Annotated in this window: 19 protein-coding genes and 1 other RNA gene; 6 read left to right on the plus strand and 14 right to left on the minus strand. The window is 46.3% G+C overall.

The annotated features are described in order from the left end of the window. Positions 1 to 906: 906 nt before the first annotated feature. Positions 907 to 1,650, minus strand: coding sequence for a polyphosphate--glucose phosphotransferase (gene ppgK / locus GO003_RS13285; protein ID WP_159656728.1), 744 nt, complete (start codon positions 1,648 to 1,650; stop codon positions 907 to 909). 230 nt (positions 1,651 to 1,880) lie between these two features. Here ppgK and GO003_RS13290 point away from each other — a divergent pair, with 230 nt between their 5' ends. Continuing rightward, the gene (locus GO003_RS13290) at positions 1,881 to 2,354 is read left to right on the plus strand and encodes a YbhB/YbcL family Raf kinase inhibitor-like protein (RefSeq protein WP_159656730.1); all 474 of its coding nucleotides are present in this window, start codon (positions 1,881 to 1,883) and stop codon (positions 2,352 to 2,354) included. A gap of 585 nt (positions 2,355 to 2,939) precedes the next feature. On the opposite strand, the gene GO003_RS13295 is transcribed toward GO003_RS13290, so the two are convergent. From GO003_RS13295 to GO003_RS13320, 6 genes are all read right to left on the minus strand, one after another. Next, positions 2,940 to 3,383 (minus strand): BLUF domain-containing protein, encoded by a 444-nt coding sequence (locus GO003_RS13295; RefSeq protein ID WP_159656732.1) that lies wholly within the window; start codon positions 3,381 to 3,383, stop codon positions 2,940 to 2,942. A gap of 12 nt (positions 3,384 to 3,395) precedes the next feature. Further along, positions 3,396 to 5,039 (minus strand): putative bifunctional diguanylate cyclase/phosphodiesterase, encoded by a 1,644-nt coding sequence (locus GO003_RS13300; RefSeq protein WP_159656734.1) that lies wholly within the window; start codon positions 5,037 to 5,039, stop codon positions 3,396 to 3,398. 168 nt (positions 5,040 to 5,207) lie between these two features. Continuing rightward, positions 5,208 to 5,570: an IS66 family transposase gene (locus GO003_RS13305; protein ID WP_269144392.1), complete on the minus strand. Its 363-nt coding sequence runs from the start codon at positions 5,568 to 5,570 to the stop codon at positions 5,208 to 5,210. A gap of 718 nt (positions 5,571 to 6,288) precedes the next feature. Continuing rightward, positions 6,289 to 6,681: a transfer-messenger RNA gene (gene ssrA, locus GO003_RS13310) on the minus strand. Positions 6,682 to 7,034: 353 nt separating this feature from the next. Beyond that, positions 7,035 to 8,618, minus strand: a complete 1,584-nt coding sequence (locus tag GO003_RS13315) for a GTPase (protein WP_159656738.1) — start codon at positions 8,616 to 8,618, stop codon at positions 7,035 to 7,037. Next, positions 8,599 to 10,338 carry a GTPase domain-containing protein gene (locus tag GO003_RS13320; RefSeq protein ID WP_159656740.1) on the minus strand — a complete coding sequence of 580 codons (1,740 nt, stop codon included), beginning with the start codon at positions 10,336 to 10,338 and terminating at the stop codon, positions 8,599 to 8,601. The genes GO003_RS13315 and GO003_RS13320 overlap by 20 nt, the downstream gene beginning before the upstream one ends. A gap of 312 nt (positions 10,339 to 10,650) precedes the next feature. Between GO003_RS13320 and GO003_RS13325 the strand changes: the two genes are divergently transcribed. Beyond that, a complete protein-coding gene (locus GO003_RS13325; protein ID WP_159656742.1) occupies positions 10,651 to 11,076 on the plus strand; it encodes a hypothetical protein in 426 nt (141 codons plus the stop codon). 367 nt (positions 11,077 to 11,443) lie between these two features. On the opposite strand, the gene GO003_RS13330 is transcribed toward GO003_RS13325, so the two are convergent. Together GO003_RS13330 and GO003_RS13335 are read right to left on the minus strand one after the other, a co-directional pair. Next, the gene (locus GO003_RS13330) at positions 11,444 to 11,659 is read right to left on the minus strand and encodes a (2Fe-2S)-binding protein (RefSeq protein ID WP_159656744.1); all 216 of its coding nucleotides are present in this window, start codon (positions 11,657 to 11,659) and stop codon (positions 11,444 to 11,446) included. Beyond that, on the minus strand, positions 11,652 to 15,116 hold the full coding sequence (locus GO003_RS13335) for a mechanosensitive ion channel domain-containing protein (protein WP_159656746.1): 3,465 nt from the start codon (positions 15,114 to 15,116) through the stop codon (positions 11,652 to 11,654). Before GO003_RS13335 ends, GO003_RS13330 begins: the two co-directional genes overlap by 8 nt. Positions 15,117 to 15,328: 212 nt before the next feature. On the opposite strand from GO003_RS13335, the gene GO003_RS13340 reads away from it, so the two are divergent. From GO003_RS13340 to mtnC, 3 genes are read left to right on the plus strand one after another with little or no spacing between them, the layout of a single operon-like run. Then, the gene (locus GO003_RS13340; protein ID WP_159656748.1) at positions 15,329 to 15,949 is read left to right on the plus strand and encodes a methylthioribulose 1-phosphate dehydratase; all 621 of its coding nucleotides are present in this window, start codon (positions 15,329 to 15,331) and stop codon (positions 15,947 to 15,949) included. After that, positions 15,946 to 16,506, plus strand: a complete 561-nt coding sequence (locus GO003_RS13345) for a 1,2-dihydroxy-3-keto-5-methylthiopentene dioxygenase (protein WP_159656750.1) — start codon at positions 15,946 to 15,948, stop codon at positions 16,504 to 16,506. The genes GO003_RS13340 and GO003_RS13345 overlap by 4 nt, the downstream gene beginning before the upstream one ends. Next, complete coding sequence (gene mtnC / locus GO003_RS13350) at positions 16,503 to 17,210, plus strand: acireductone synthase (protein WP_159656752.1); 708 nt, start codon at positions 16,503 to 16,505, stop codon at positions 17,208 to 17,210. The genes GO003_RS13345 and mtnC overlap by 4 nt, the downstream gene beginning before the upstream one ends. Before the next feature lie 143 nt (positions 17,211 to 17,353). On the opposite strand, the gene GO003_RS13355 is transcribed toward mtnC, so the two are convergent. From GO003_RS13355 to xseB, 4 genes are all read right to left on the minus strand, one after another. Next, positions 17,354 to 18,301, minus strand: coding sequence for a 1-phosphofructokinase family hexose kinase (locus GO003_RS13355; protein WP_159656754.1), 948 nt, complete (start codon positions 18,299 to 18,301; stop codon positions 17,354 to 17,356). 85 nt (positions 18,302 to 18,386) lie between these two features. Continuing rightward, positions 18,387 to 20,249: a 1-deoxy-D-xylulose-5-phosphate synthase gene (gene dxs / locus GO003_RS13360; protein WP_231088985.1), complete on the minus strand. Its 1,863-nt coding sequence runs from the start codon at positions 20,247 to 20,249 to the stop codon at positions 18,387 to 18,389. A gap of 385 nt (positions 20,250 to 20,634) precedes the next feature. Further along, complete coding sequence (ispA, locus tag GO003_RS13365) at positions 20,635 to 21,531, minus strand: (2E,6E)-farnesyl diphosphate synthase (RefSeq protein WP_159654691.1); 897 nt, start codon at positions 21,529 to 21,531, stop codon at positions 20,635 to 20,637. Next, on the minus strand, positions 21,524 to 21,757 hold the full coding sequence (xseB, locus tag GO003_RS13370; RefSeq protein ID WP_159654689.1) for an exodeoxyribonuclease VII small subunit: 234 nt from the start codon (positions 21,755 to 21,757) through the stop codon (positions 21,524 to 21,526). Before xseB ends, ispA begins: the two co-directional genes overlap by 8 nt. 83 nt (positions 21,758 to 21,840) lie before the next feature. Between xseB and parE the strand changes: the two genes are divergently transcribed. After that, on the plus strand, positions 21,841 to 23,730 hold the full coding sequence (gene parE, locus GO003_RS13375) for a DNA topoisomerase IV subunit B (protein WP_159654687.1): 1,890 nt from the start codon (positions 21,841 to 21,843) through the stop codon (positions 23,728 to 23,730). 78 nt (positions 23,731 to 23,808) lie between these two features. Here the strand turns inward: parE and GO003_RS13380 are convergent, their stop codons facing one another. Continuing rightward, entirely contained in the window at positions 23,809 to 25,353 is a 1,545-nt protein-coding gene (locus GO003_RS13380) for a tetratricopeptide repeat-containing sulfotransferase family protein (protein WP_231088986.1), read from the minus strand. Between the last annotated feature and the right edge of the window lie 53 nt (positions 25,354 to 25,406).

Genomic DNA, 25,406 nt, shown 5'->3' on the forward strand with positions numbered 1-25,406 from the left:
GCATCAATTACGAATTCGACCAGTGCGGTTTGTAAACATACCGACACTTTACGTTACTAAATAGGCTTGATGCAATCGGAGTTTCGAAGGCTAATATACTTCCGTTGTCTGATATTGTTTTGATGATTTGAATAACTCAACCTCGATTTCGCTGCATCAAGGAGACTATTAGTCAAGAGTCAACTCACATTATCTAATCAATACGCCTGGACACCAAGCTTTAACAATGACCATGGTAAAATATCGTCCAGAATTAGCTTGTCTTTTTCGGTCAGTTCAATCAGATTGAAATTGTATTTCTGGTAAAAGGCGAGTTTTTCCTGATTTCGGGCTTGTTAGTTGGTGTCGTTTTAATATCCCCAAAATTCTTATTGACATTGCCTATAGGGACCTAACAATCACAATGCATTGTTAGTTGGCGTCCCCTTGGCAAGAATTAACCTAATGACAGCATTGGAGTTATTTCAACAATTAACGCAAATTAACCTCTATAAACCGGGAAAACCATGTTCGCTTTTTTTCAAGCAAAACACCACTTAGTAATTGGCTTCTTTGCTTACACGCTCATGAACTGGGTGGTCAATTCTGGATAGCGCTGCTTTAGAGGAAGGACTCAGAACCGGTAAAATCGACTGTAGGCAGAATGAGCCTGTCAGTAAGTGAACCATGTCGAAGGATTTTCAAACTCTTCCAACTTGAATGGAGTGCATCGTCCAAACACATTTCCAGACTTTAGTGATTGATACTAACCAATGGCTGCAGATTGCCGCACTGAACGATCGAACAAACAAACAATCTTGTGTATCAATTTTACGGAATTGAGGTTATTTACAAAAATTTTGCCAATCCCCTAAATTTGCGGGATATTTGAATTTTGTTGCATGCTGTTGGCTGCTTCAAGGGAGCTCAGATTGTCTTCGATTTTGCATATAATGCAGCGCCGACAATGCCTGCCTGGTTTAAAAAGGCGGCGGGTTTCACCGGTGTTTGTACGGTTAATTGTGCATTAAACTTGTCAAACTTTTTACTGGCGCCTCCGCCAAGTATGATGAGATCAGGCCAAAACAGCTTTTCCATGAGGGTCAGATACGTGTTAAAACGGTTACCCCACGATTTCCAGCTCAGATCTTCACTTTTTCGAACAGCATCCGAGGCGTAATGCTCTGCTGATGCGCCATTTTCCAGAAACAAATGGCCTAATTCAGTGTTGGGCATTAACTTTCCATCAGTAAAAAGTGCAGTACCCAGTCCTGTGCCGATCGTAATGAGCATAACAACACCCGATTGATCGGCGCCTTCGCCAAAATAAATTTCTGCCATACCGGCTGCATCGGCATCATTTACGGCATAACACGTGCAGTGAGTGGTTTCTGTAAACAATTTATCGATATTGCAGCCTATAAATGATTTCGATATATTGGAGGCGGTTTTAGCGACGCCGTGTTGAATGGCTGCAGGGAAACCGCAGCCTACAGGTCCGTTCCAGTTAAAATGAGTGACAAGTTGCGCAAGCACTTCTGCAATTGCTTCCGGCGTAGCGGGTTTTGGTGTTTTAATCCTGTGCCGCTCTGTTATCAGTGTGCCCGTTATGGTGTCAACAATGGCACCTTTAATACCTGAACCACCTATATCTACACCGAGAATATGCATGCTACATCCTTAAAATTAGTTATATTGCTTGTGCATTTTAGGCGAAGCCCCAGCGAATACAACCTTTAAATACGGCTGATTGAAGCTCTTGCAGCGTCTGCAAAGTTGCCGCTATTCAAATCGAGGAGTAAGTGATGAAGCCAAGCATTAGGCGTTACTTTTGCGGTCTAATTTTTCCTGTCTTTACTTTAATTTTTGCATCAGCTATTCAGGCTGAAGGAGTACAACCTATGACGATGTCGCTCAGTTCCCCGGATTTTGCTCATCAAGGCGAAATTCCCAAACGCTTTACCTATCAAGGCGAAGACAGCTCACCCGCAATAGAGTGGTCCGGAATTCCGGTAGAAGCCAAAAGTTTGGTATTAATCGTTGATGATCCCGATGCGCCCGATCCGGCTAAGCCGAAAATGCCCTGGGTGCATTGGATTCTCTATAATATTCCACCAGCGGCGGCCGGATTGGCGAAGGCAGTTGCACCCGGGAGTTTACCGGCAGGGACGCTGCAAGGTCAAAATGATTGGAAGCGCACAGGATACGGAGGCCCCTGTCCGCCGATTGGCAGGCATCGTTATTTTCACAAAATATATGCACTGGATTTGGTATTACCCGACCTCAAACAGCCTTCTAAAGCAGAACTTGAAGCCGCAATGAAAGGGCGCGTTCTTGAACAAGCCGAACTGATTGGGACTTACCAGAAACAATAATGAGGAATAGGGTGTGTATATCAAGCTGGGTGCAGATTTTCGAGTTAACTTGACTCTTTAGCGAGTGCCTGTTGTTTAAAGCTAAATTCTGCATTTTAGGTTCAATGACTCAGCAATAAATTGCGCTTGTTTGTTGAATCCTCGAAGGAAGCTGGAGCCATCGGTCACCTAAACAAAAGTGAACTTACGTAAGGCAGTCACGGTGGATAAGGTCCTTTAAGCCATCAAAGCCTGATATTCTCTCGGCAATTGTTCCTGCATTGCTCTAACTCAATTATCCATGCAGTCGATCGTTAAACCCACCGTGTCAGGATAGTTGTCGCCTCTAAAGTTTATAAAAAATGCAGACCCGTTATATTGAAAAATTTAAAGGGCAAGCCTTAGCAAAGCTTTCCAAAGGGCCCTCCGGCGCAGTTAATTATGGTGATTTCATTGTCCCTGATTTCGATTTGTTCATGATTCTCTCCTACCTTTAAAGCTACATAAAAAGTTTAAACTGGTAATTGCGGCATATTGGCACAGGGGTACAAAGAGATGTGACAAGAATTTTATAACTCTCGCATAGCTTGAACTTGCAGGGTTCGATCAATGAGAGGTCGATTCGGCCTCGATCAAGTGCTCTTTAAGCAAATCAAATATGTGATCACCCTCCAATAGGGCGGGATCAAAACCCGATTTATTGGTGATGTCTCCGAATTTGGCCGATGCATTAGAATTCGTGCCAAGGTAAGCCATGGACCAGTTAGAAAAACTGCGTTCCGACGCTGGCTCGAATGCAAGTATGACGACATGTGAATGTCTTGGATCACACTGAATACGCTCGAAAGTATTCTGTATTTCATCATGCGAGCCTTCCAGAACCTGAGCGAAGCACCCAGCGTTGAACATGAGTGCGCCCGTGATGTTCTCAATTGGATTTTTTACTCGGGCACTTGCCAGAATTTGGTCAATTTCGCGACGAACGGTTGCTTCGTCGCCTGAAATTTCGTTACGGCTGATATATACCAGTCGAAAAAGTGGTGCATTCATTATTTTCACCCTTTAACTTGGTTTGTTTTTTAGAACCGAGATAAACTCGGCAATCGCCTTAGTGGCAATGGGACGGCTAATAAGATAACCCTGTGCAGACAGACACCCCCCCGCAGCCAACTCATCAAACTGCTCTTTGGTCTCCACACCTTCGGCAATGGTGGTCATTTTAAGGCTTGCACCTAGGCTAATGATCGCCTGAACCAGTGCACGTGATTTTGGAGAGCTTTCTCCGCGCACAAAGGATTGATCTATTTTGATTTTGGAGAAGGGGAAGCTGTTTAGATAGCTGAGTGAAGAATAGCCGGTGCCAAAGTCGTCCATTGCAATACCCACCCCCATATTCTTGATAGCCCAAAGGTGCTTCTGCGCAGTCTCATAGTCCTTCATCATGACGCCTTCGGTGATTTCGAGTTCAAGCCGCTCAGGCGCTAGCCCAGTGGTTACAAGAGCATTTCTAACAATGTCGACGATACCCTCGTTTTCGAACTGAATCGGCGATACATTGACTGCTACTGAGAAATTGCCGTCCCAACTCATCGCCTCCTTACAAGCCGTGCGCAAAGTCCACTCACCAATAGCATTGATTTCACCCGTTTGTTCGGCTAATGGAATGAAATCTGCCGGTGACACGAGGCCGCGTTTTGGATTATGCCAGCGAATCAGCGCCTCAAAGCCCTGCAAAGTGCCGTCTGCCATATTGACTTGGGGTTGATACATTAAAATAAATTCTTTCAGTCCCAAGGCTCGACTCAAATCGATCTCGAGATTGCGCCGGTCCATTGCCCGTTGTGCGAGTGCGGGTTCAAAAAATTTGACGATGCCACGACCGGCTGCTTTGGCTTCATACAGAGCGAGATCGGCGTGCTTTAGTAACTCGGCAACGTTATCGGTGCCGTGATTAAGTGCGGCTATGCCGACGCTTGCGCCTATATTGGCCTGTTGACCCTCTATTAGGAAGGGACGACTCATGAGTTCGACAATACGCTTTGCGACCGATATTGCGCCGATGGGCTGGAAGCCTATCGTATGTAGCACCACGAATTCATCACCCCCCATCCGAACCACAGTATCATTGTCGCGTGTGGCGGATAGTATGCGCTTGGCGACCAGCTTTAACAAAGTATCGCCAGCACCGTGCCCCAGCGTATCGTTGATTTTCTTGAAGCGGTCGAGGTCAATCATGATCACTGCCAGTGATAAAGACTCGGGACCACTGGGTTGCCAGTTTGCTATCTCATCGTTTAACATCATCCGGTTGCCAAGGCCCGTTAGAGGATCTTGGTGCGCAAGGTTATTTGGTGAAATTTTATCTACCAGTGGTTTTGGCACTCGATTGACTGCCAGCATCCGCAAATCATTGCCGGCGGCAATGTGCATTGTCAGTGGCTCTGAGCCGCGTTCAAAGCGCAATTCAATAATGCCCGGAGAAGGGCAGGCAAATGCTTTGGACAAATCAGAGTTAATTGAATGGAAACGCGACGAAACGTGTTCAGCCAGAACACATCCGGCCGCAGCTTCGGGAGATGTAATAGAAAACATCTCACAAAATGAAGGATTTGCGCACGCGAGAACTCCGTCCTTTTTAATAACAGCGAATCCAAGCGATGATAACTGTGCGGAATTTCCTATAATTTGTGCAAACTCATTTGGCATATAAAGGTTATCAAGAATAACTGCGATCTAAAATCAGGGATAATTCGTTCATGGTAATAATAATTAAGAATTAATTTTCTCTAACTATTTACGAAACTATAGCAGCTAGCCTTTTTCAAATCTTGTTATTTATGATTGCATTATGAGTTGAATGTAAGTAACTATTCATCATTCATCGAGCCTGACAAGAATTACGCAATAAATTCCGGTAGTTTGCCATCCAACAGCAGATTCAAAGCCTGATTTGCCGAGACGTTGTTTTTTCGGCAGGTCTAGATGATTGCGCACCCGACAGAAGGTATCGGCGGCAATTTGCGAGCCAATGAAGCGGGATATTTTCTGGTGAGTTTTGGTCATACGAATGTCCTCCTCACCCAGATTATTGGTAAAGGGAACATTGGGATCGGTCATGAAACGCAAGGTTTCGGATTTATAATGGATGCGCCGTTTCATCAGGTTTTGCGATTTGCTGCGCTTAGATCGTCCACACCGACCGGGCGATTTCCGGTGGATCGAGAGCGGGGCATTCATGTTCTGGGACTTTCAACAAGCTTCGGTAACTTTGAGCAAGGCCGCATCTATCTATTATATTTGCATTAGACTTTCTGCAATGAAGCAGCAATTCTGACCCGCAATTAAATAAATGCTTTTGACAGAAACTTTCCAAACAGGGATGTCCAACCGGCCTTGCCTGATAGTTTCATAATTTTGTTGGTAGCCTTAACGAACTCCTCATTAAATGAGAGGACACTGTCCGCCGTATGAACTATAAAATCTACATTAATCTCTTTGTCTCCTGAAGAACATCAAAGGAAAAATGGACTTATTAATCCATTTGTCAGATTTTTGGAGAATCGGCAGATCAATTCAACGGGTCAGATTTAATCCATTACGATAAAAATGTTCGCCACCTATATGTCATTAACCGGCTTACTTTTAATTAGCTCGATATTGGATATAGAGTGCCATCTCCACAATCAGGGATTCAATTGAAACCAATCGAGTTCAATTAACCAGGTAATTTTATGGATTATTGTTTGATTCATTAATTAAGCGGTAAGACAACCAAGCATCTCAAAAACTTACTCTAATGGGAAAATTAACTTGTATAAAAAGAAATTCTGAAAAATGCCATGTGTAGCTGTGAAATGGTCGTCACTTAAGTGCGCAGGAACCCGAATGAAGCTCTTCGAGCCCGTAGTAACAAGCAATAAAAAAGCCCAACTGAAACCAGTTGAGCTTTAAAATTTGGTGGAGGCGGCGGGGATTGAACCCGCGTCCGCAAGTACTCCGCCACAAGATCTACATGCTTATCCTGAACTTTTGATTTAACCGCCAGCTACCCGTCAGGCCAAGAAAACTGTCAGCGATTCCGTAAGTTTTAGGGCATCAGCTCCGGACTAGCGTCAGCACGATCTTATGTAATATGACCTCTGAGCGTCCCCTCGACTCCGAAGAGCTTCAAGAACTCTGCGCGCATAAGCACACACAGTCAAAGGAATGGTAGCTGTTTTTAGGCAGCTAAAGCCATTGAGTAGTTTTCGTCATTTGCGAATACTTTTTTTCAGTAGGTTTTACGAGCTGTACTGTGCTCGGCATGCACTTAAGGTTTCGCTACCCACGTCGAAGCCATGTCGCCCCCTTAGTGTTTTGCGATACTATCAGAACAAATGATCAATAAGCAAACTTTAAATTTTGGTTTACCCATCGACCGATTCATTAAGATAAAGTCGCTATCGGTTAGTTTAACAAGCTGGCTTTTAGTTCAACTTTATTTATTTCCAACCTTTACATGGCTTGATATTGGGGTGCCAAAGTCAATTTCAAGTTTTTGTGTAAAAAAACGTAACTACTCGCCCCCTTGGAATAGAGGATGTAGGTGATTGATTGAAAAGGCTTCTGCAACAGGGATGTTGCAGAGAGCACCAAGGATGGTTTCATGCGTCCTTTGAAATCAAGCACCTACACCCAATAAAACGGGCTATCAAAAAGAGTCTATTCCACCAGCATCCGGGCTAGCGGGTCATTATTGCCGATAGCTTTTGAGTCTGAGTTTGCTTGTTTGCAATGCGTCATTAATTTTTTGCCATCGGTAATCCGTTGTCGGCGCTGCTTATCGGTTTGTTCCAGGGTTTGAATTACCTCGGCTTCAAGCAGGTTGAAGGCCAGCGATACGCCTTTTCTCAACCCGTTGAGGGCGGTTTTTTCTTCCGAGGGTAATAGTTTTTTGTGCAGGTAAAATGGCACCAGCCAAGTGATTGCGATTACCAGTACGCTGTGGATGGCAAATTCGGTTCCCAGATAGTGGGTATGTGTGATATGGCTGTTGTAATACCCGTGTAAGACTTCGTAGCCGACTAAGCCCATGGCTGTCAGCGGCAGAATAAATTCAGCTATTCGCAGAAACTTTAAAAAAAATCTTTGCATGGCGTGGCCCGGTTTGGCTAGTGCTTGCCGCAGCGATAATTCAACCTGCTCATGGAGAATCTTTGGCGCTCGAGTCCGCAGAGGCAAAAGCTGTTGTTTGAGTGGCGCAGTCGCCAGATTTTGTGAGTAGGCCTGAATCAGAAGCTCATCCAGCCCATCTTCGTAAAGTGTTTGTGCCCAATCATCCCACAGCGACAGCCCTTTGGGTCCTGGCATTTGAGCTTTTTCTGCATAATGCCTGGCCATTTGCACGATAGGCCACTCCATGCCTGTCGTTAGCGTTTGTGCGGTTTTTTTCCACACGGTTTGCCAATGCTCCGTTAAGGTTGAAAAAGCCTGTTCAGTTCCTAATTGGCCGATGCAGCCGGACAACAATTCATGCATTGCTTCTTTTCTGACGCGAATGCCCCGTTGCTGAAGTTGTTGTATGGTGCGTTCGGTCGCCATTGTCTCAATCGTGGCTTGCAGTGTTGGAAAATCATCGGGCATTTCAATGCCGCAAGCCGTTTTAAAGACCAGGGGATCGGTAAATCCCGCGCTGCCCAATTGTTGCTTGAACGCGTTCAGCTGGATGCTGTCTGCCCGGTCCCATTGATTCATTACGAAGACCCAGGCATGCCGGGCGCCTTCACTCTGCAGAAGACGCCAGGCTTTATTGTCGCGGTAGCGTTCCGGACTGACCACATAAATCAGCAAGTCAATATGGGGTAACCAGCCCATGACGATTTCCTTGTTATGCGCTTCGACACTGTCGAAATCCGGCATGTCTATCCATACCACCGCTTTTTTACCGGATTCATCATGCGTTGCGATACGGATTTTATCCAAGGGCAGCGAGTCGGGCAGTTTTTGGAGTTGAACATCTTTGTGACAGTAAACCGTGACTTCTTTGGATGTGGGTCTTTCCAGTCCTGTTTTGGCAATAGCCTGATTGGCCAGACGGTTGAGCAGTGTGCTTTTTCCAACGCCTGTGCCGCCCATAAAAGCAACGATAAGTGGCCGAAACTGCGGATGCGAGAGCAGGTTTTCGGGGTTTGCCGCTTCCAGATCATTCAGCGTTTTGGCACAGCTAGCGTCAATCCAGCCTTCATCGGTCACCAGGCTGATCCAGCTTTTCGTGTGTTGAATCAATTCAGAGTAATCGTAATCCATGCGGTTTTTCTCTTAGTTGTTGTTCGGCCATTTCGAGTTGATGTGGGGTGATGTTGAAATGCACATCCAGATTGATCTGCTCAGGCAGCGCGTACAATTGTTTTTGAAGGTAGTCGAAAAACAAGGTGTGTTTAACCGTGTGCAATTGCTTGATTTTTAATTCTGCCTGCACTTTATTGACATAACTGCCGATCGCGCTTTCAGCTAATAAAGAGGTGACCGAAAACATTGCCGGGGCAATCAGTAAATCATGCAGGCCAATACCGCCGAATTGCAGAGATAATGCTATGGCGGCCGCATCAGTGGTTGCGCGCGTAGCTCTAAGACTATTGAGCACAAACGGTTGTTCTTTTAATTTCGTGTAAAGCCGTTGAGCGGCGGTGTCCACTTCCACTTGAAAATTTATATGATAATGGTCCACCGCTTGGCTGAATTGGGCAAGCATGGCCTTGCGGTGTTGTCTTAACAGTCCGTTGGCACTTTTCCACCACAGGCGGGTTTCATTTTGCCCTGCTTTATCGAATAATTGCTCGGCCAATTGAATCAGAATATGTTCAGCCAGCTGATTCAACAGCATGACTTCGTGACTGCTGCTGGTGAGTGGAGGGCGGCGCTGCGTCAATCGGCCCAATTTTTTTATGGGCCAGGTCAATATCTGGCGTGTTTTGAAAATCGCCTTGTCCAGTCCCGGAATTTCAAGCAGGGTCAATAAAGAGGCTAAGGCGTGTTGAAAAGTCTCGTAATGATGCGGATGATTAAGATAATCACGCTGATAGTGATGGAGTGCTTGTTCAGTCAGTTCATCAACCAGGCTAGCCCATTGCTGATAAGCTTCATGTTCTGCAATGACCGGTTCCAGCCAGTCCTGCCAATGGACTTTAATAAACTGTTTGGCCAGTTCTGCGGGTTTACGGCGAGTGGCGAGACGGATAGCTTCCTTAACGGCTGATTGGGCGTGAGCAGGCCATTGCAGCGTCCTTCCCTGAGGCTGATATAACAGTGGAATGATATCGGGCACAGCGTCGGTTCTGGCGCTTAGCCATTTTTGTTTGAGTGAGGCGGTAATGACCGCTTCGGACCCTTCAGGTAATTTATTGACAACAATAAGTGTCGGCTGATCAAACGCTTCCAGTTCACGCATCATGGTCCAGACGGACTGATCGGCGTATTTTTCCTTGCTGACGACCAGGACGAGCACATCCGCAAGCGCGATGGTGCGCAGTAAGCTCTCGCTATAACCGGAGGCATCAATCGAGTCAAAATCCGGCGTATCCCAAATAATGCAGGGCGACAGTAGTTTGGATTCGCCTTGAGACTCGCTCAATGAATAGCAGTCGTAACGATCTTTGGAAAGCTGAGAAGGCAATACTTGTTCATAATGACCAAAATAGTGCTGTAAATGCGTGCAATCGTGCGAAGCTAACTGATGGTAAAAACCTTGGGCATGAACGGTATAACCGGCCAGAGGGCTGACACCGGCGCAGTTGTCGCCCAGCAACAAATTAACCAGTGTGCTTTTTCCGGCTTGGGTTGGGCCAATTACGGCAATATTGGCTGGAAATGCTGAGGGTGAATTGATGAAATTTGTTTTACGAATAAAAGCTTCAGCGAGAACTAGCTGATCGATTTTTTGCTGATAGAATGTTTTCTCATTGTCACTTTTATCGTGCGCTGAGACTTGTTGGTAGCGCTGCTTGAGTAATTTAATAAATTCCAGCATATAGAAGTGGCTTAGGTTTATAATCGACGAACATTTTACTGTGTTTAATTCGGTTCGCGTTAAACAAATCATGTATTTAGAAAATGCTGCGGAAGTCAGTATTTTCCAAGTCACGCTGAAACTCAGGTTTCGAATTTTCAGCGTGCCGCTATGGTAAATAATTTACTGTAGACATTAAGCATCGATAACGCCCGGTCATTGATGCAAACAGTGCAGAGAACACTGCGGCAAGAGCTGAATGAATCAGTGATTGCCTGATTACGGACATAATAACAATAGCAGATCACCAGACAACGAATTGAGGTTAACTTTATGAGGAAATTTTCTATCTTATTGATGCTTGCTAGCGCTTTATCCCTTTTTGGTTGCGGTAGCGGTAGTGAAATCAATGGTCGAAACAGTAGCACCGCTTTTCGATCGGTGAAAATGATGAAAGAGCGTTTACCACAGGAGAAACGGATTCAATTTGAAGTATCATTTTGGACAATCAGGGATGCTAATAAAGACGAGTCAGCCTTCCTGGATGCCGTGGATGGAAAAAATCCTGATGAAATTATTTTGTTAGGTAAAGAAATATACGATCAGCGTAAAAGCCAGGGTTTCAAGGAATATGAACAATATTCTTCCTGGGAAGACATGATCAGCAAGTTTGGCCAGGAGCGGATGAATCAGGACAGAACTATCAAAGCAGATCCTAGAGACCGTGATAAAGCCAACGACGTATTATACAAATTGTAAAATTTTCGTGACTACTCAGCCGAGCAAGAAAACAAAGATGATGCAGCTAGGTTGAGGTTAGCGATAGCCCCCCAATTTTCATGGTCATGGCGTTAATTGTTGGGTTGCGAAATGCGCGCAACCCAACCTACGAGGGACCATTGAACCAAGCCCCATAATTCAAACCGGCTTATCCAGAGTTTCAATAAAACAAGGTCATGTGCGTTACCCGACATGATGAGCAAGGAATGCAACGTAGGTTGCGGTTGACGATAGCCAACCCAACAGTCAAGGTCATGATGATAATTGCTGGGTTGCGAAAAGCATGCAACCTAGGCTTAATATTTACAACTTTCCCCGTTTTTCAAGACTACAAATCCGGCAAACATCATCTTGTTGATGTCATTAGCTCAACGCCGGCAGCCGCTAACAGATCAGTTATAGAAGTTTCACAGGCCCCGCAACCTGAGCAGGCGCCTGTATTTCTTGATAGCTTGTCGAGGCTATCGACGCAGCTCTCTATAAGTTCCTTGATTTTTTCTTCAGTCGTGCCAGTGCAGTGACAAATAATGTCTCTTTTTTTATCAGTATTGATTTCATTCATGTTGAATGCCGTTTTTGATAGAAGCGTCAGCAGGAGAGGGCAGGTTTTGTTCAATAGCCGGACTATTAAATGCGCCGGGTGGGGTTGTTTTTATATGGATATCGCGTTGGGGGGGAAAAGGGATTTCAATGTTATGTACTTTGAAAGCCTTAATGAGCCGCATGTGTAAATCATGAGTAGCAGCCAATCGCCCGGATAAGTCGCTGACGTAGATCCGTATCGAAAAGTCTAATGAACTGGCTCCAAATCCAACCATCAAAACATTGGGTTCGGGTTCGACCAACACTCGTGGCGTCGATTTGACAGTTTCTATCATTACTTTATGGGCCAGTTCTATATCTGTCCCATAAGCAATTCCTACAGGAATAACCACACGGGTAATCTGGTCGGTGAGCGTCCAGTTGATCATTTGTCCGGTGATAAATGTTTTATTGGGCACGATAAGTTCTTTTTGATCCCAGTCAGTCAAAGTTGTTGCCCGCATTTGAATGCGGCTGACTTTGCCGCTGATATCGCCTATGGTTACAGTGTCCCCGACACGGATCGGACGTTCAAACAGGATAATAATCCCTGAAACCAGGTTGGCGAATATTTCCTGCAAACCAAAACCCAAGCCCAAACTGAGCGCAGCAACCAGCCATTGGACCTGAGACCAGCTGCCTCCCAATTCATTGGCGATGATGATAAAGCCGATAGCCATCAGGCCGTATTGGGCAAGCTGGTTGACAGCATATCGCGTTCCCGCTTCGGCCGATATCTGCCTGAAAATCATTAATTCCATCAGCCCTGAAAAGTTTTTAACGGCAACGATAACGACAAACATATAAAGTCCGGCCAATAGCAGGTTCGTCAAGGTAACCGGTTGAATAGTTTCCTGACTATCGATGATTTGCAGGTGCTGCCATAAGACAATGTTATCCATGAATGAAAATGCAGGCAGAATATCGCGCCAGATCATCCATATGCCGACGATCAAACTGAAACCGATAAAGACGCTGAGCAAAGTTTTGGTTTGGGCGTTGATTTTGGGAATATCGAGCAATTGTTCGTCAATGGGAATAATAGGATCGTCGCTGGACCCGCCGGCGGGTTTCGAAATTTGTGCGGCGGCTGTTTTGCGTTTTTGCCGGGCATTTTTTAATGCCAATTGACGATTGGCCAAGGTTAACCACCGCACGACCAGTTCGTGAATCAGCAGATTTGCCATGATCAGCCTGAGGGTGACAATCAGTTTGTGTTGTAATTCCAGCGCGCTCAGGTAATAACCTGCGATAGCAAAACCGGCGATAATCAAAGGTGTGACTACGATGCCGGGATACCAAAAAAAACGTAATCGAGTCAGCCAGCCATTTTTATTTTCCAGGATTAAATGGGTCAATAAACCGTTATTAGGTTTCAGCAAGCGGCCTAAAAACAGAGCGAGTGAGAACATAACAATAATATGCGCCAAACGCCCTAAGTGATCGCTGATGCTTGAGTAGGGTAAAGGCGTTCCAACTGCAATCAGAAAAAAACAGGGTACAGCTATATAGCGAACCCAGCGTAATTCTTTACTGACCTGTTTTACAGTTTGTTCACGCCACAAAAAATGTTTATGAGCAATGCCCTGAGGACGAAAAAGCTTGTAAAAAAACTGTATTAATAAATAAGGGATAGCTGCTGCGCTAAGTCCTGTGCCTATTGCGTTACTAAACTCGGAGACATTTCCGGGCAGCATAAGAAAAAGGCCTGCATAAAAAAACAGCAAGGGCATTTGGCTGGCCAGAATAAGCGTACAGACTAAGGCTTTAATCGTAAGGTTAAAACCGTCCGTATAGATTTTTTCAATTTTTTCTGTCGTGGCCGCCAATTCGGTTTTGGCCCAAGCTTTAAGCATGCGAAGAACCACTATGCTCATCAGAGCCAGAATGGCAAAAAACAGATTTTCCCTGACGCTATAACCTAAATCCTTGATTAATCCGAACCATTGATGAGGCGACAATAGCCAAATTGAGGCTTGATAAAGCCCCGCAATAAAGTTAAGTCCAATGGGGTTGGAGCTGGGCACCCACAAAAGGCGTTTATCAAGAAAATTGGCAAATTTTTCAGACTGGCCGAACAATTGCTGACGGGCAAAATCGAAATCACTCAAGGAGCGCAGATAAGACGTATAGGCAGAGGTCAGGCGATTGAGTATTTCCGTTTGATTGTTCAACAGCACTCTCAACTCGGCCTGAATCATCATTCTTTCATTACCGGGTAATGACGGCGCAACGAGTTGGTCCATTAACTCGCTTAATACAATATTGATATCCGTATGTGATTTTAATTTGTCTTCTACTTTGAATAAATTAAGACTGGTTAAGGCGGTTTCTTCTTGTATCGTATCGGATCGAACAGTAAATTTATCCGCTGAGGGGAGGTTTCTGCGTTGTTCTCTCAGGATTTTGCCCAGTGCGGGACTTAATCCGGCGAGGCTGATTTTACGCTCGGCGCTTTTGAAATCGGAATCAAGTTCGCTGGTCTTCGTTTCAATTTTCGTTTTGAGCTCGATATAGTGTTCTATTTTTTGATTGACTGCCTGCAGATCCCGACTGAATTGGATGTTTTCACGCGTTATCGTCTGGATAACAGGGTGTTTGCCGGCGATTTCCTGTTCTGCCTGATCAAGCGCTTCTTGAATCTCTCTGGCTTTTTCCTGCCTCCGCTCAGCTATCAAGGCTTCAATCGCACCGACAACGGGTATTTGTAGGTTTTTCTTAAGGTCCAGTAAACGTAATTCGGTATTGAGCACCTCAATTCTTACCGGCTGGCTGATCGCCTCCAATTCCAGGAGTTTAATTTCAGCCGTTCGGGAGGTGATGCTGGAATTTAAATAGTGTTTCAGCGCCTCCGATTCAAGGATTGAATCTCCTGCTCTTGCAGGTGATGTCAGGCGTTTTGATAATTCCTCGATGTCCTGTCTTGCTTTGACCGTTTCAAGCCGTATCAAATTGGAGCGGTTATTTTCAGTAACCAGACGGCCTTCAATTATTTTTATTTGCTCCTCTAAATCGCTGATTTTTCCTTTTTCGATCAGTAAGCGTTGTTCCAGTTCTTCTTGAGGGATAGTGTAAAAATCATTTTTTATAGGTTCATTCAGCTTGCTTTGAAGATGAGTAATTTCCTCTGATAATGCTTTTATTTTATGCGGCGCCTCTTTCATGTCTTTTTGGTAGGCGTCCGTCAATTCGTTAAATCGTTGATTATTAAGCCTGTTGTCTTTAATCGAACGGTAATGCTTGATTACCCTGGCTTTCGTGCTTTCATCAAGATCCTGATTGGCATTTAAGGCTTCGATTTTTAATTCCAATGTCTGTTCGTCAAGTGCCGAAATGTCATCGAGCACCACAGTTTCAATAGCTGAGACATCCAGCGCAATAAGAATCGTGATAAGAAATAGCAGGAGACTGAAGGATGTAAGGCGGTTTTTTATCATTAAATAAAGAAAGTGGAAGTCAGGATAAAATGAACGGAAATGTTCTTGGCTGCCGATTTACTGATCGTGCAGCTTGGCCGATGTATTTATCAAAAAGCAGTTTGTCATTCAGGTTATAACATGATTGGTTACAGGGTTGATCTGTAAAACAAGTATTTCTGATTCTGCGGTAGAATAGAAGCCATAGTGACTATGAGCATTTTTTATAGACGATGATACACAACAACGAATTTCTGGCAAAGGCGCAACAGTTGATTGAAGCGGGCCGTTTTATCGACAGTAAAGGCTGGGTACCTGCTACCAGTGGAAATTTTTCGGCGAGGCTTTCCGATGGAAATATAGCTATTACTGTTTCCGGCCGCCACAAAGGGCGGCTGGTAGAAGACGATATCATGTTGATAGACAGCATGGGGCAATCGTTGGACGGCAAGAAACCCTCTGCCGAAACGCTGTTGCATACGTCAATTTATAAGCGCTTTGAGCAAGTTCGGTGCGTTTTGCATCCTCATTCCCAAAGTTCGATGCTGATATCTCGGTTATTCAAATCGGCGCTGGTATTGAAAAATTACGAATTACTGAAAGCCCTGGCCGGTATCGACACCCATGAAACCCAAACGGTTGTGCCTGTTTTTGCGAATGATCAAAATATCGCACGTTTGTCCGCCGAAGTTGAAAGCTATATGGATCAAAACGATCCGATTCATGCCTACATCATTGCCGGTCATGGGTTTTACACCTGGGGTAAGGATATCGCTGAGGCATTACTGCATGTCGAAGCACTGGAATTTTTATTTGAATGTGAAATTAAACTGTACGGAGTTCAACTGCCATGAGCGCATTATCTGTTTACCAAGAAGAACAGCCCCAACAAAAAACAACTTATTTTGACTTTGACGATATTCAGCAACAGCTGGCTTCGCTGGGCGTTCGATTCGAACGATGGAATGCCGCATTTCCATTGGCCGATACTGCCGATCAGGACACTGTTTTTAGTGCCTACAAGCAGTCTATAGAGCAATTAAAAAAAGAATACGGCTTTCAATCAGTAGATTTAATCAGTATGAACGCCGGTCATCCTGACAAGGAAGGCCTGCGCACTAAATTCCTTTCAGAACATGTGCATGAAGATTTTGAAGTACGGTTTTTTATAAAAGGCCGTGGGCTTTTCTGTTTGCATGTAGACGATAAAGTATATGCCATGCTCTGCGAACAAGGCGATTTGATCAGCGTACCGGCAGGCACTCGGCATTGGTTTGATATGGGAGAGTTGCCCGACTTTAAATGTATCCGTCTGTTTACCACGCAGGAAGGCTGGGTGGCTCAATTTACGGGAGATCCTATCGCCGCTCAGTTCCCCACTTTGGACCAGTTTGCAGCCGAATTGTCATGATTAAAGCCATAGTGACTGATATCGAAGGCACCACTTCATCTCTGTCTTTTGTTAAAGAGGTATTGTTTCCGTATTCCCGGCAACACGTGGCTGATTTTGTCAGAGGCCATGCCGCTCAGCCGGACGTTAAAAAAATATTGACCGATGCAGAGCAACTGCTAGGCAAAAAAACTGATATTGACGGGCTTATTGATCAATTTATTAGCTGGATAGATCTTGATCAGAAGATAACTCCGCTTAAATCGCTACAAGGTTTGATATGGGAACACGGCTATCAAACTGGCGATTTTAAAGGCCATCTTTATGAAGATGCTCATCAATGTCTTACGGCATGGAAAGAACTAGGTATTTCTCTGTATGTTTATTCTTCAGGTTCCGTTTATGCTCAAAAGCTGTTGTTTGGTCACACCGAATACGGTGATTTGACAGCTTTATTTTCAGGTTATTTTGATACACAAATTGGCGGTAAAAAGGAGCGGGATTCTTACCTGGCCATAGCCGATCAAATCGGGTTACCGGCTATCGATATTCTGTTTTTATCGGATATTAAAGAGGAGCTCGATGCCGCTAAAGCCGCCGGATACAAGACAACATGGTTAATCAGGGACGGGGATGCGGACCCCGATTCAGATCATCTCATTGCGAGAGACTTTTTTGAAATAAAACTTCCTGATTACTTTGAACCTTCAGCCAATTTGATTTGAATCAGAGTTCACGCCTGGATCCCGTTAGGCCGCGTAAGCGAATCCAGGTCCCGTCGATATGAAAGTCCAACGCCATCCATGGCTTCTGGATCCCGGCAACCGTGCCGGGGTGAACCCCATTCTTTCCGGGCTTATAGTAATAATTACGATAGCTTCAGTTGATCCATAGTCAGCCGGTTCAGATGATGCGGCACGGCTTCTTTGTCAATGCGTCCTGGTTCTAAATTAGTCAGGTTAGCCGTTGCACAGGCTACGCCATAGCGGAAGGTTTCTAATGGATCATACTGATTTAACATGGCATAAGCGATTCCTGCCAGTAGCGTATCGCCACAGCCAACGCTGCATAGTGGGGTGCTTGGCGATGGATGGAGGCGGATGAAGGTAGCCGTTGTCCGGCTGATGGCAATGATTCCTTTTGAACCTCTGGAAACAACTACCCAATGAACACCTTGGTCAATGACTGATCTTGCTGCTGATAGATAGTCGGTTTCCGTCATCAGGGGTCGATTGACCAGTTTTGCCAACTCATGTCGGTTGGGTTTGATTAAATATGGCCGAGCGACTATGCCGTTTTGTAAAGCGGCTCCGCTAGTGTCCAGCAAAGTAATAGCCGATTGGAGATGGCATATTTCAATTAACTGCCGGTAAAAATAATCGGAAGTTCCAGGCGGCAGGCTTCCTGATAATATGACAATATCGTCTTTGCGGATGAGGCTTTTGATTTGTTGAATCAGTTTTTCTTGATCCTCAGGAGTGACGCAATAACCGGGGGTGCGGATATGCAGCTCTTTTTGGTTTGCGGTATCAATGAGCGTCAGATTCGTCCGTGTTCTACCGGAAACCTCAATAAAGCCGGTCTTAAGATACTGTGATTCAAGTTGCTTGAACAGATTAAGCGAATCCTGTCCAACAAAACCCAGAGCGGTGATCGGGCAACCTAGCGATTCAAGTGTTTTGGCAACATTGACGCCTTTTCCCGCAGCAAATTCGACACTGGATCGTGCTTGCAGATTGTCGGATTGACCCAGATGTTCGACTTCAATGACGTGGTCGATTGCCGTATTGGCTGTGATGGTGAAAATTTGGGCCATCAAGGAAAGCTCATACGATTTTAATCAGTAAGATGCAGTCGGCAAAGCCATCCCTGGCTTTTAAGGCAAGGTCTACCTGTTCCTGTCACGCACAAAACTGCTCGATAGCCGCCTTTATACCGGCGGTGTCCAGACCGCATAACGCCAGCAGCTCTTCGCGGGTGCCTTGTTCGATGAACGCATCGGGCAGACCGATATTCAAGACCGGCATCAGGATTCTCTGCGCCTGTAAAAAGTCATTCACGCCGCTGCCTGCGCCACCGGCAATGACGTTTTCTTCAACCGTGACCAACACATCATGACTTTTGGCCAGTTCCAGTATCAGGCTTTCATCCATGGGTTTGACAAAGCGCATATTGACCACGGTCGCACCGAGCTGCTTGCCGGCTTCTTCAGCCGGAGCCACCATGCTGCCGAAGGCCAGTACCGCAATACGGCCGCCTTCATGGCGAATTTGTGCTTTGCCGATAGGCAGGCCGGTCAATGCTGGCTCAATCGCCACACCCGGGCCTTTGCCGCGAGGATAGCGCACCGACGCAGGGCCGGGGTGCAGAAATCCGGTGGTCAGCATTTGCCGGCATTCGTTTTCATCGGCCGGCGCCATGATCAGCATATTGGGCAAACAGCGCATGTAGCTGTAATCGAAACTGCCCGCATGGGTCGGGCCGTCGGGTCCGACCAGACCGGCGCGGTCCAGGGCAAACAACACATCCAGATTTTGCAGCACCACGTCATGAATCAATTGATCATAAGCCCGTTGTAAAAACGTCGAATAGATCGCCACCACCGGTTTGGCACCTTGGCAGGCTTGACCGGCCGCCAGCGTCACCGCATGTTGCTCGGCAATCGCCACATCAAAATAACGCTCCGGAAAGCGTTGGGAAAACTCAACCAGGCCTGAACCTTCGCGCATCGCCGGCGTAATGCCCAGCAGGCGTGAGTCTTGGGCCGCCATATCACACAACCAGGTGCCGAATACCTGGGTATAGGTGGGATGCGGGGAAGGCGCCGATTTGGGCAGGCAGTCTTTGGCCGGATCGAAAGCCGGAACGCCATGGTAAGCGAGCGGGTCTTTTTCAGCCGGCGGATAGCCTTTGCCTTTCTTGGTTACGATATGCAAAAAGCGTGGGCCGGAAATCCGTTTCAGATTGTCCAGCGTCGACACCAGCATATCCAGATCATGACCATCGATAGGACCGATATAATTAAAGCCCAATTCCTCGAACAAGGTACCCGGCACAATCATGCCTTTCATATGCTCCTCGGTCTTGCGCGCCAGTTCCCAGACGCTGGGCATGCTGCTCAAGACTTTTTTACTTTCCTCGCGCATCGACGAATACAACTTGCTCGATAAAATCTTGGTCAGATAATTGTTCATCGCGCCGACATTGGGCGAAATCGACATGTCATTATCATTCAAAATGACCAGCAGATTGGCATCCAGCGATCCCGCATGATTCATCGCCTCAAAAGCCATGCCGCCGGTAATACTGCCGTCGCCGATAATCGCCACCATCTGCTTGTTTTCGCCCTTCAGGCGGGAAGCAATCGCCATGCCCAACGCCGCGCTGATCGACGTGCTGGAATGGCCGACCCCGAACGCATCGTACTCACTTTCGGCACGATTGGGAAACGCACAAATGCCGTCCCGGGTTCGGATCGTCGTCATGCGGTCTTTCCGGCCGGTCAGGATTTTATGCGGATAAGCCTGATGTCCCACATCCCAGACCAGCTGGTCGGACGGCGTATCAAACACATAATGCAGCGCCACCGTTAGCTCCACTGTGCCCAGACCCGCCGAGAAATGGCCGCCCGAGATACTCACCGTGTGCGTCAGAAATTCACGCAGTTCGGCGGCTAGTGGTTTGAGTTTGCTTTTGGGTAGGAGCCGAACATCCGCAGGGGATTTAATGGTGTCCAGTATCGGATAGTTACCAGTGATTTTCATGAATTAATCCATTCTTGTGTGTGCGCCGAATCTTGATAAAGCGTTTTAATTGTTTATTGGGTCCAGTGTCATAAGCCAAATAACAGTGGCTAACCCTGCTTGATTGCTCAGGTCATGCAGGGCGGTCGAACCCCTTTGCTCACTGGCTTGCCAGGTGCCCAATGAGAATAAAGCAAACGATTATGCAGATTAATAACCGAGTATTCAAGTCGGAATTAACCCGGAAAGATTTATAAAGTGGAATAAACTCCTCGTCGTGCTGAAGCTATCGAAGGGGAGGGCAGAGTTTTGGGCGGCAATGGCAAGCTATGCTGCGGGTGTTTGGCCGTTCTGTCTGAATGACTCGTCAGGCACGAACAGCATAGCTAAAACCGCATTTTTGGGTTTAATGATCCCTTTGGATAATATACAACGACAGGTCGCGCAATAAATCGGCTTCGCTGCCGAACACGCTCAAACTGTCAATCGCCAGCTGGTGTAATTCCTGGGCTTTTTGTTTGGCGCCAGCCATACCCAACAAAGCCGGATAAGTGGGTTTATCGTTGTCTTTATCTTTACCCTGGGTTTTGCCAAGTGTGGCTGTATCGCTTTCTTCGTCCAGAATGTCGTCTTTTACCTGAAATGACAACCCGATACATTTGGCATAATGATCCAGGCTATCGGCTGTTTTAGAGTCCAGACCTTGTTTCGCAAGCGTTGCCATGTTGACGCTCGCGCGAATCAGTGCGCCGGTTTTGTGGATGTGCATATTTTCCAATTCGGGTACGGTCAACTTTTTGCCTACCGATTCAAGATCGATTGCTTGCCCCCCCACCATGCCTTGTGAACCGCTGGCTTTTGCCAGGCATTGAATCATTTTGAGCCGGCCTTCCGCATCGGTTTTCAAGGTAGGATCATCGGCCAGCAATTTAAAGGCCAGCGCCTGCAGCGCATCCCCGGTCAGAATGGCGGTGGCTTCATCAAATGCTATGTGGCAGGTCGCTTTGCCTCGTCTTAAGTCATCATCATCCATGGCGGGCAGATCGTCGTGGATTAACGAATACACATGAATCAATTCGACTGCACAAGCTGCGCCGTCCAGACCCTCAGGTGCCAGACCCAGGGTTTTACCGGTACAGTAAGTCAACATAGGCCGCATCCGTTTGCCGCCGTCGAGAACACAATAGCGCATGGCTTCATGTAATTTTTTGGGCAAGACGTTTTCACTGGGTAAACGGTTTTCCAGGGCACGCTCTACGCGATTTTGACAAAAAATAAGGTATTCTTTCAGTGCATTACTCATCGGTAAAGGGCTCCAGGGTTTGCTTGCCGTTTTTTTCTAATAAAATCTGAACTTTTTGTTCGGCTTCCTGTAAGGCTTTTTGGCAGGTACGGGTCAGGTTGACGCCGCGTTCGAACGATTGTAAAGCCTCTTCCAAAGGCAGATCACCTTTCTCCATTTGTTCGACCAGTTTTTCCAGTTCGGCTAAGGATTCTTCGAAGAGGCTTGCGGATTTTTTTTTCGGCATGTAGATAAAAATGAATTGATGATACGATGTTCTAATTAAACAACGCATTATATATGAATTTGGACAGCGAGTGATTAGGAAGTATGGGTAATGATTATAATGCCGCCGCGATTGAGGTTCTTAGCGGTTTGGAGCCGGTTCGTAAGCGTCCCGGTATGTATACGGATACCACAAGACCGAATCATTTGGTCCAGGAAGTGGTCGATAACAGTGTAGACGAAGCCATTGCCGGTTTTGCCAATAGTATCGAGGTGGTTTTGGCTACGGATGGAGGTATCCTGGTCAGCGACAACGGCCGCGGCATGCCGGTAGATATTCATCCCGAACAGGGTATTCCCGGTGTTGAAGTCATTTTGACTCAGCTTCATGCGGGCGGTAAGTTCTCCAATAAAAATTATCAGTTTTCCGGTGGTTTGCATGGCGTGGGCGTGTCTGTCGTGAATGCGCTTTCTGCCCGGCTGGACATTGAAGTCAAGCGTAACGGTAAGCTGTATCACATGGCTTTTGCCGATGGGGAAAAGCAAAGCAATCTGGTTGAAACCGGAACCGTGTCCAAGAACGCCACGGGTACCTCAGTCAAGTTTTGGCCAAATGCTAAATATTTTGATTCCAATAAGGTTTCTGTCAATCGTCTAAAACATGTCCTTCGCGCAAAAGCTGTGCTTTGTCCGGGGTTGGCCATTACCTTGAAGTCCGAAGCGACAGAAGAATGCTGGGAGTGGTGTTTTCAGGACGGGTTGAAGGAATATTTACTGGACAGCATCGGCAATGTCGAATTCTGCCCTGATCCGCCGTTTATGGGCAAAATGAGCGCCGATCATGAGGCGGTGGAATGGGGAATCGTCTGGACGGCTGAGAGTCTCACTGAATCGTTGAATGAAAGTTATGTCAATCTGGTGCCTACCGCTCAGGGCGGCACGCATGTTAATGGATTGAGAGCCGGTCTGACCGAAGCGATGCGTGAATTTTGCGATATCCGTAATCTGTTGCCGCGTGGTGTTAAATTGGCGCCCGAAGATGTCTGGGAAAATTGCCATTTCATTTTGTCGGTCAAGCTGGAAGATCCCCAGTTTTCCGGGCAAACCAAAGAGCGTTTGAGTTCACGAGAATGCGTTGCCTTTGTTTCCGGTGTGGCTAAAGACGGCTTCAGTCTTTGGTTGAATCAGCACCCTACGGAAGGCGAAAAAATCGCTGAAGTGATCATCAATAATGCTCAAAAGCGTTTAAAAGCCAGTAAAAAGATCATCCGTAAAAGGATTTCCGCAGGACCTGCGTTACCAGGGAAATTAGCGGATTGTTCGGGACAGGATATTACCCGGTCCGAATTGTTTTTAGTGGAGGGTGATTCGGCCGGCGGCTCTGCCAAGCAAGCCAGAGACAAGGAGTTTCAGGCCATTTTGCCGTTGCGGGGCAAGATTTTAAATACATGGGAAGTTGAGAATAATCAGGTCATGGCGTCTCAGGAAGTTCATGATATCGCTGTTGCAATAGGTATGGATCCGGGGTCTGATGATTTGCAGAATTTGCGTTATGGCAAAATTTGTATTTTGGCAGACGCCGATTCTGACGGAAATCATATTGCGACATTGATTTGCGCCCTGTTTTATCAGCACTTCAGCGCATTGGTAAACGCCGGGCATGTGTTTGTTGCAATGCCGCCTCTGTACCGTATTGATATAGGCAAAAGAGTCTTTTATGCCCTGGATGAGTCTGAGCGGCAGGGCGTTTTTGATCGTATCAAAGCTGAAAAACTGAAAGGTCAAATCAACGTACAACGCTTTAAAGGTTTGGGCGAAATGAACCCAAGTCAATTGCGCGAAACAACGATGAATCCGGATACGCGCAGACTGGTTCAGCTGACGGTTGAGGAGGGCGATGAGACCCGGGCCCAACTGGATTTACTACTCGCGAAAAAACGCGCTCCGGACAGAAAGTTGTGGCTGGAAACCAAAGGCAATCTGGCCGATCTTTGATTCGGCAAAATTGAACTGATTTTGTAACTACTCGCCCGCTTTGAATTGAGTGGGTAGGTTTCACTAGATACTTAATTTTTACAGTGTCCGGTTTCCGTAGCCAAACGCATCAATATAAGGCTGAAGCTGTTCGGCAACGGCTTCAAATTCTTTTTCATAGGGCTGCCAGCGGGCAACCGATGAAGTATAGAGCGGTTGCGAAACCTGACTGAAGCTGGGGCTGTTAATCTGTTTGCCTATCGCCCGGCGGTGGAAATCGATTACCGAAGGGTCCCAGTCTAGCTCAAGAAATTCGAATACTGTTTTAAATGTAGTTTCAAAATCAGTGACCGCATCCTCGTAACAAAATTCAAGATAAGGGGCGGGCATAAAGGCTTTGATGTGCTGCCACCACTTCATTACCTGCGCATAAAAATGTGCCGTGCCTTCCCACGTCAGCAATTGCACAGTAGAAGGTGCCGGCGTCATGGTTTGCATAAAACAGCTTAAGCAGACATCCCTTGGGTCTCGGATCACGAAAATAACTTTGGCATCGGGAAACAGGCAATTGATCAGTCCCAGGTCCAGCGTGTTCATCGTGGTTTTATCCAGAAATCTTTGATGGCTTAATTTGTCTCCCGATAGCTTATTCGCCCTGTCCCAATAAAATTGCCGTAAATGCTTTACGCCCACTAGATCAAGTGTGCGAAGTCTTTCCGGCTGCGACTTGGCGTAGGGAACCATGCGCTCAAGTTCTTGGGAAACTGAATAAATCAGGTCGGTTTCATCGGCAACGAAAATATCGGGGTGTCCTCCCAGAACCTCCTGGGTAAGCGTGGTGCCTGAACGCATAAAACCGATTAAAAAAATGGGAGCCCGATTATCTTGATTATCCTGATTAAGTGAAGCTGGCGGCCAGCGGTTAAGCAATGCCTGATCAAATCCCTTTATATTCGTTTCAATCATGTTGGGAACCCGCATGGGATCCTGCTTTTGTAGCTCCGGCAATTGGCCTGACAATTCACCTGCTGCAGTCAGATGGCTAAATACCAGGTCATATTCCCCCATTTTATCGAGCAAGCGGGCCAATTCTTTATGGGTACGAAATTTTTCTTCGATTGAAAGAGGATGCTGCAGCACTTTTGCCAGACGCAGTTTTGCAGGCTGGTTTAATCCTTCTGCCATTTCCAGCGTGGCTACCAAAATAGTGAGCATCGCGTTGTTGGGTGCTAGTTTAAGGGCTTGTTTTCCGGCGCTTAATGCGAGTGCTTTTTGATTAAGACGCGAATAACTGAGTGCCAGTAATTGAAATCCCCGGACATCGGAATTGTTGATTTGCACCGCCTGCCGTCCCAGTTCCAATGCCCCCTGGTAATCGTTCCAAAACTGCAGTTGTTCGATGAGGCCTAGTGCCTGACTGATATCCCGGGTTTTACGAACATTTTTAAGCAGGATTTGGCCGGCTTTATGTAATTGCCTCACGCCTTCGTCGCGTCGGCCCAGCCAGCATAAAGTCTGACCTAGACAAGCATGGGCTTGAGCATCTTTAGCATTTTCGGCCACTGCTTTTTCGAACCAGACTAACGCTTCGGGCATATTTTGAGTTTGAACGGCTGCTGCACCGCGCTGCAGAAAGGAAGTCATTTTATGGCGTTAAAATTAGGTTTATAGAAAAGTTTGGATAAACGAAACATGCT

It is taken from the genome of Methylicorpusculum oleiharenae, from assembly GCF_009828925.2.
GTDB classification, from domain to species: Bacteria; Pseudomonadota; Gammaproteobacteria; order Methylococcales; family Methylomonadaceae; genus Methylicorpusculum; species Methylicorpusculum oleiharenae.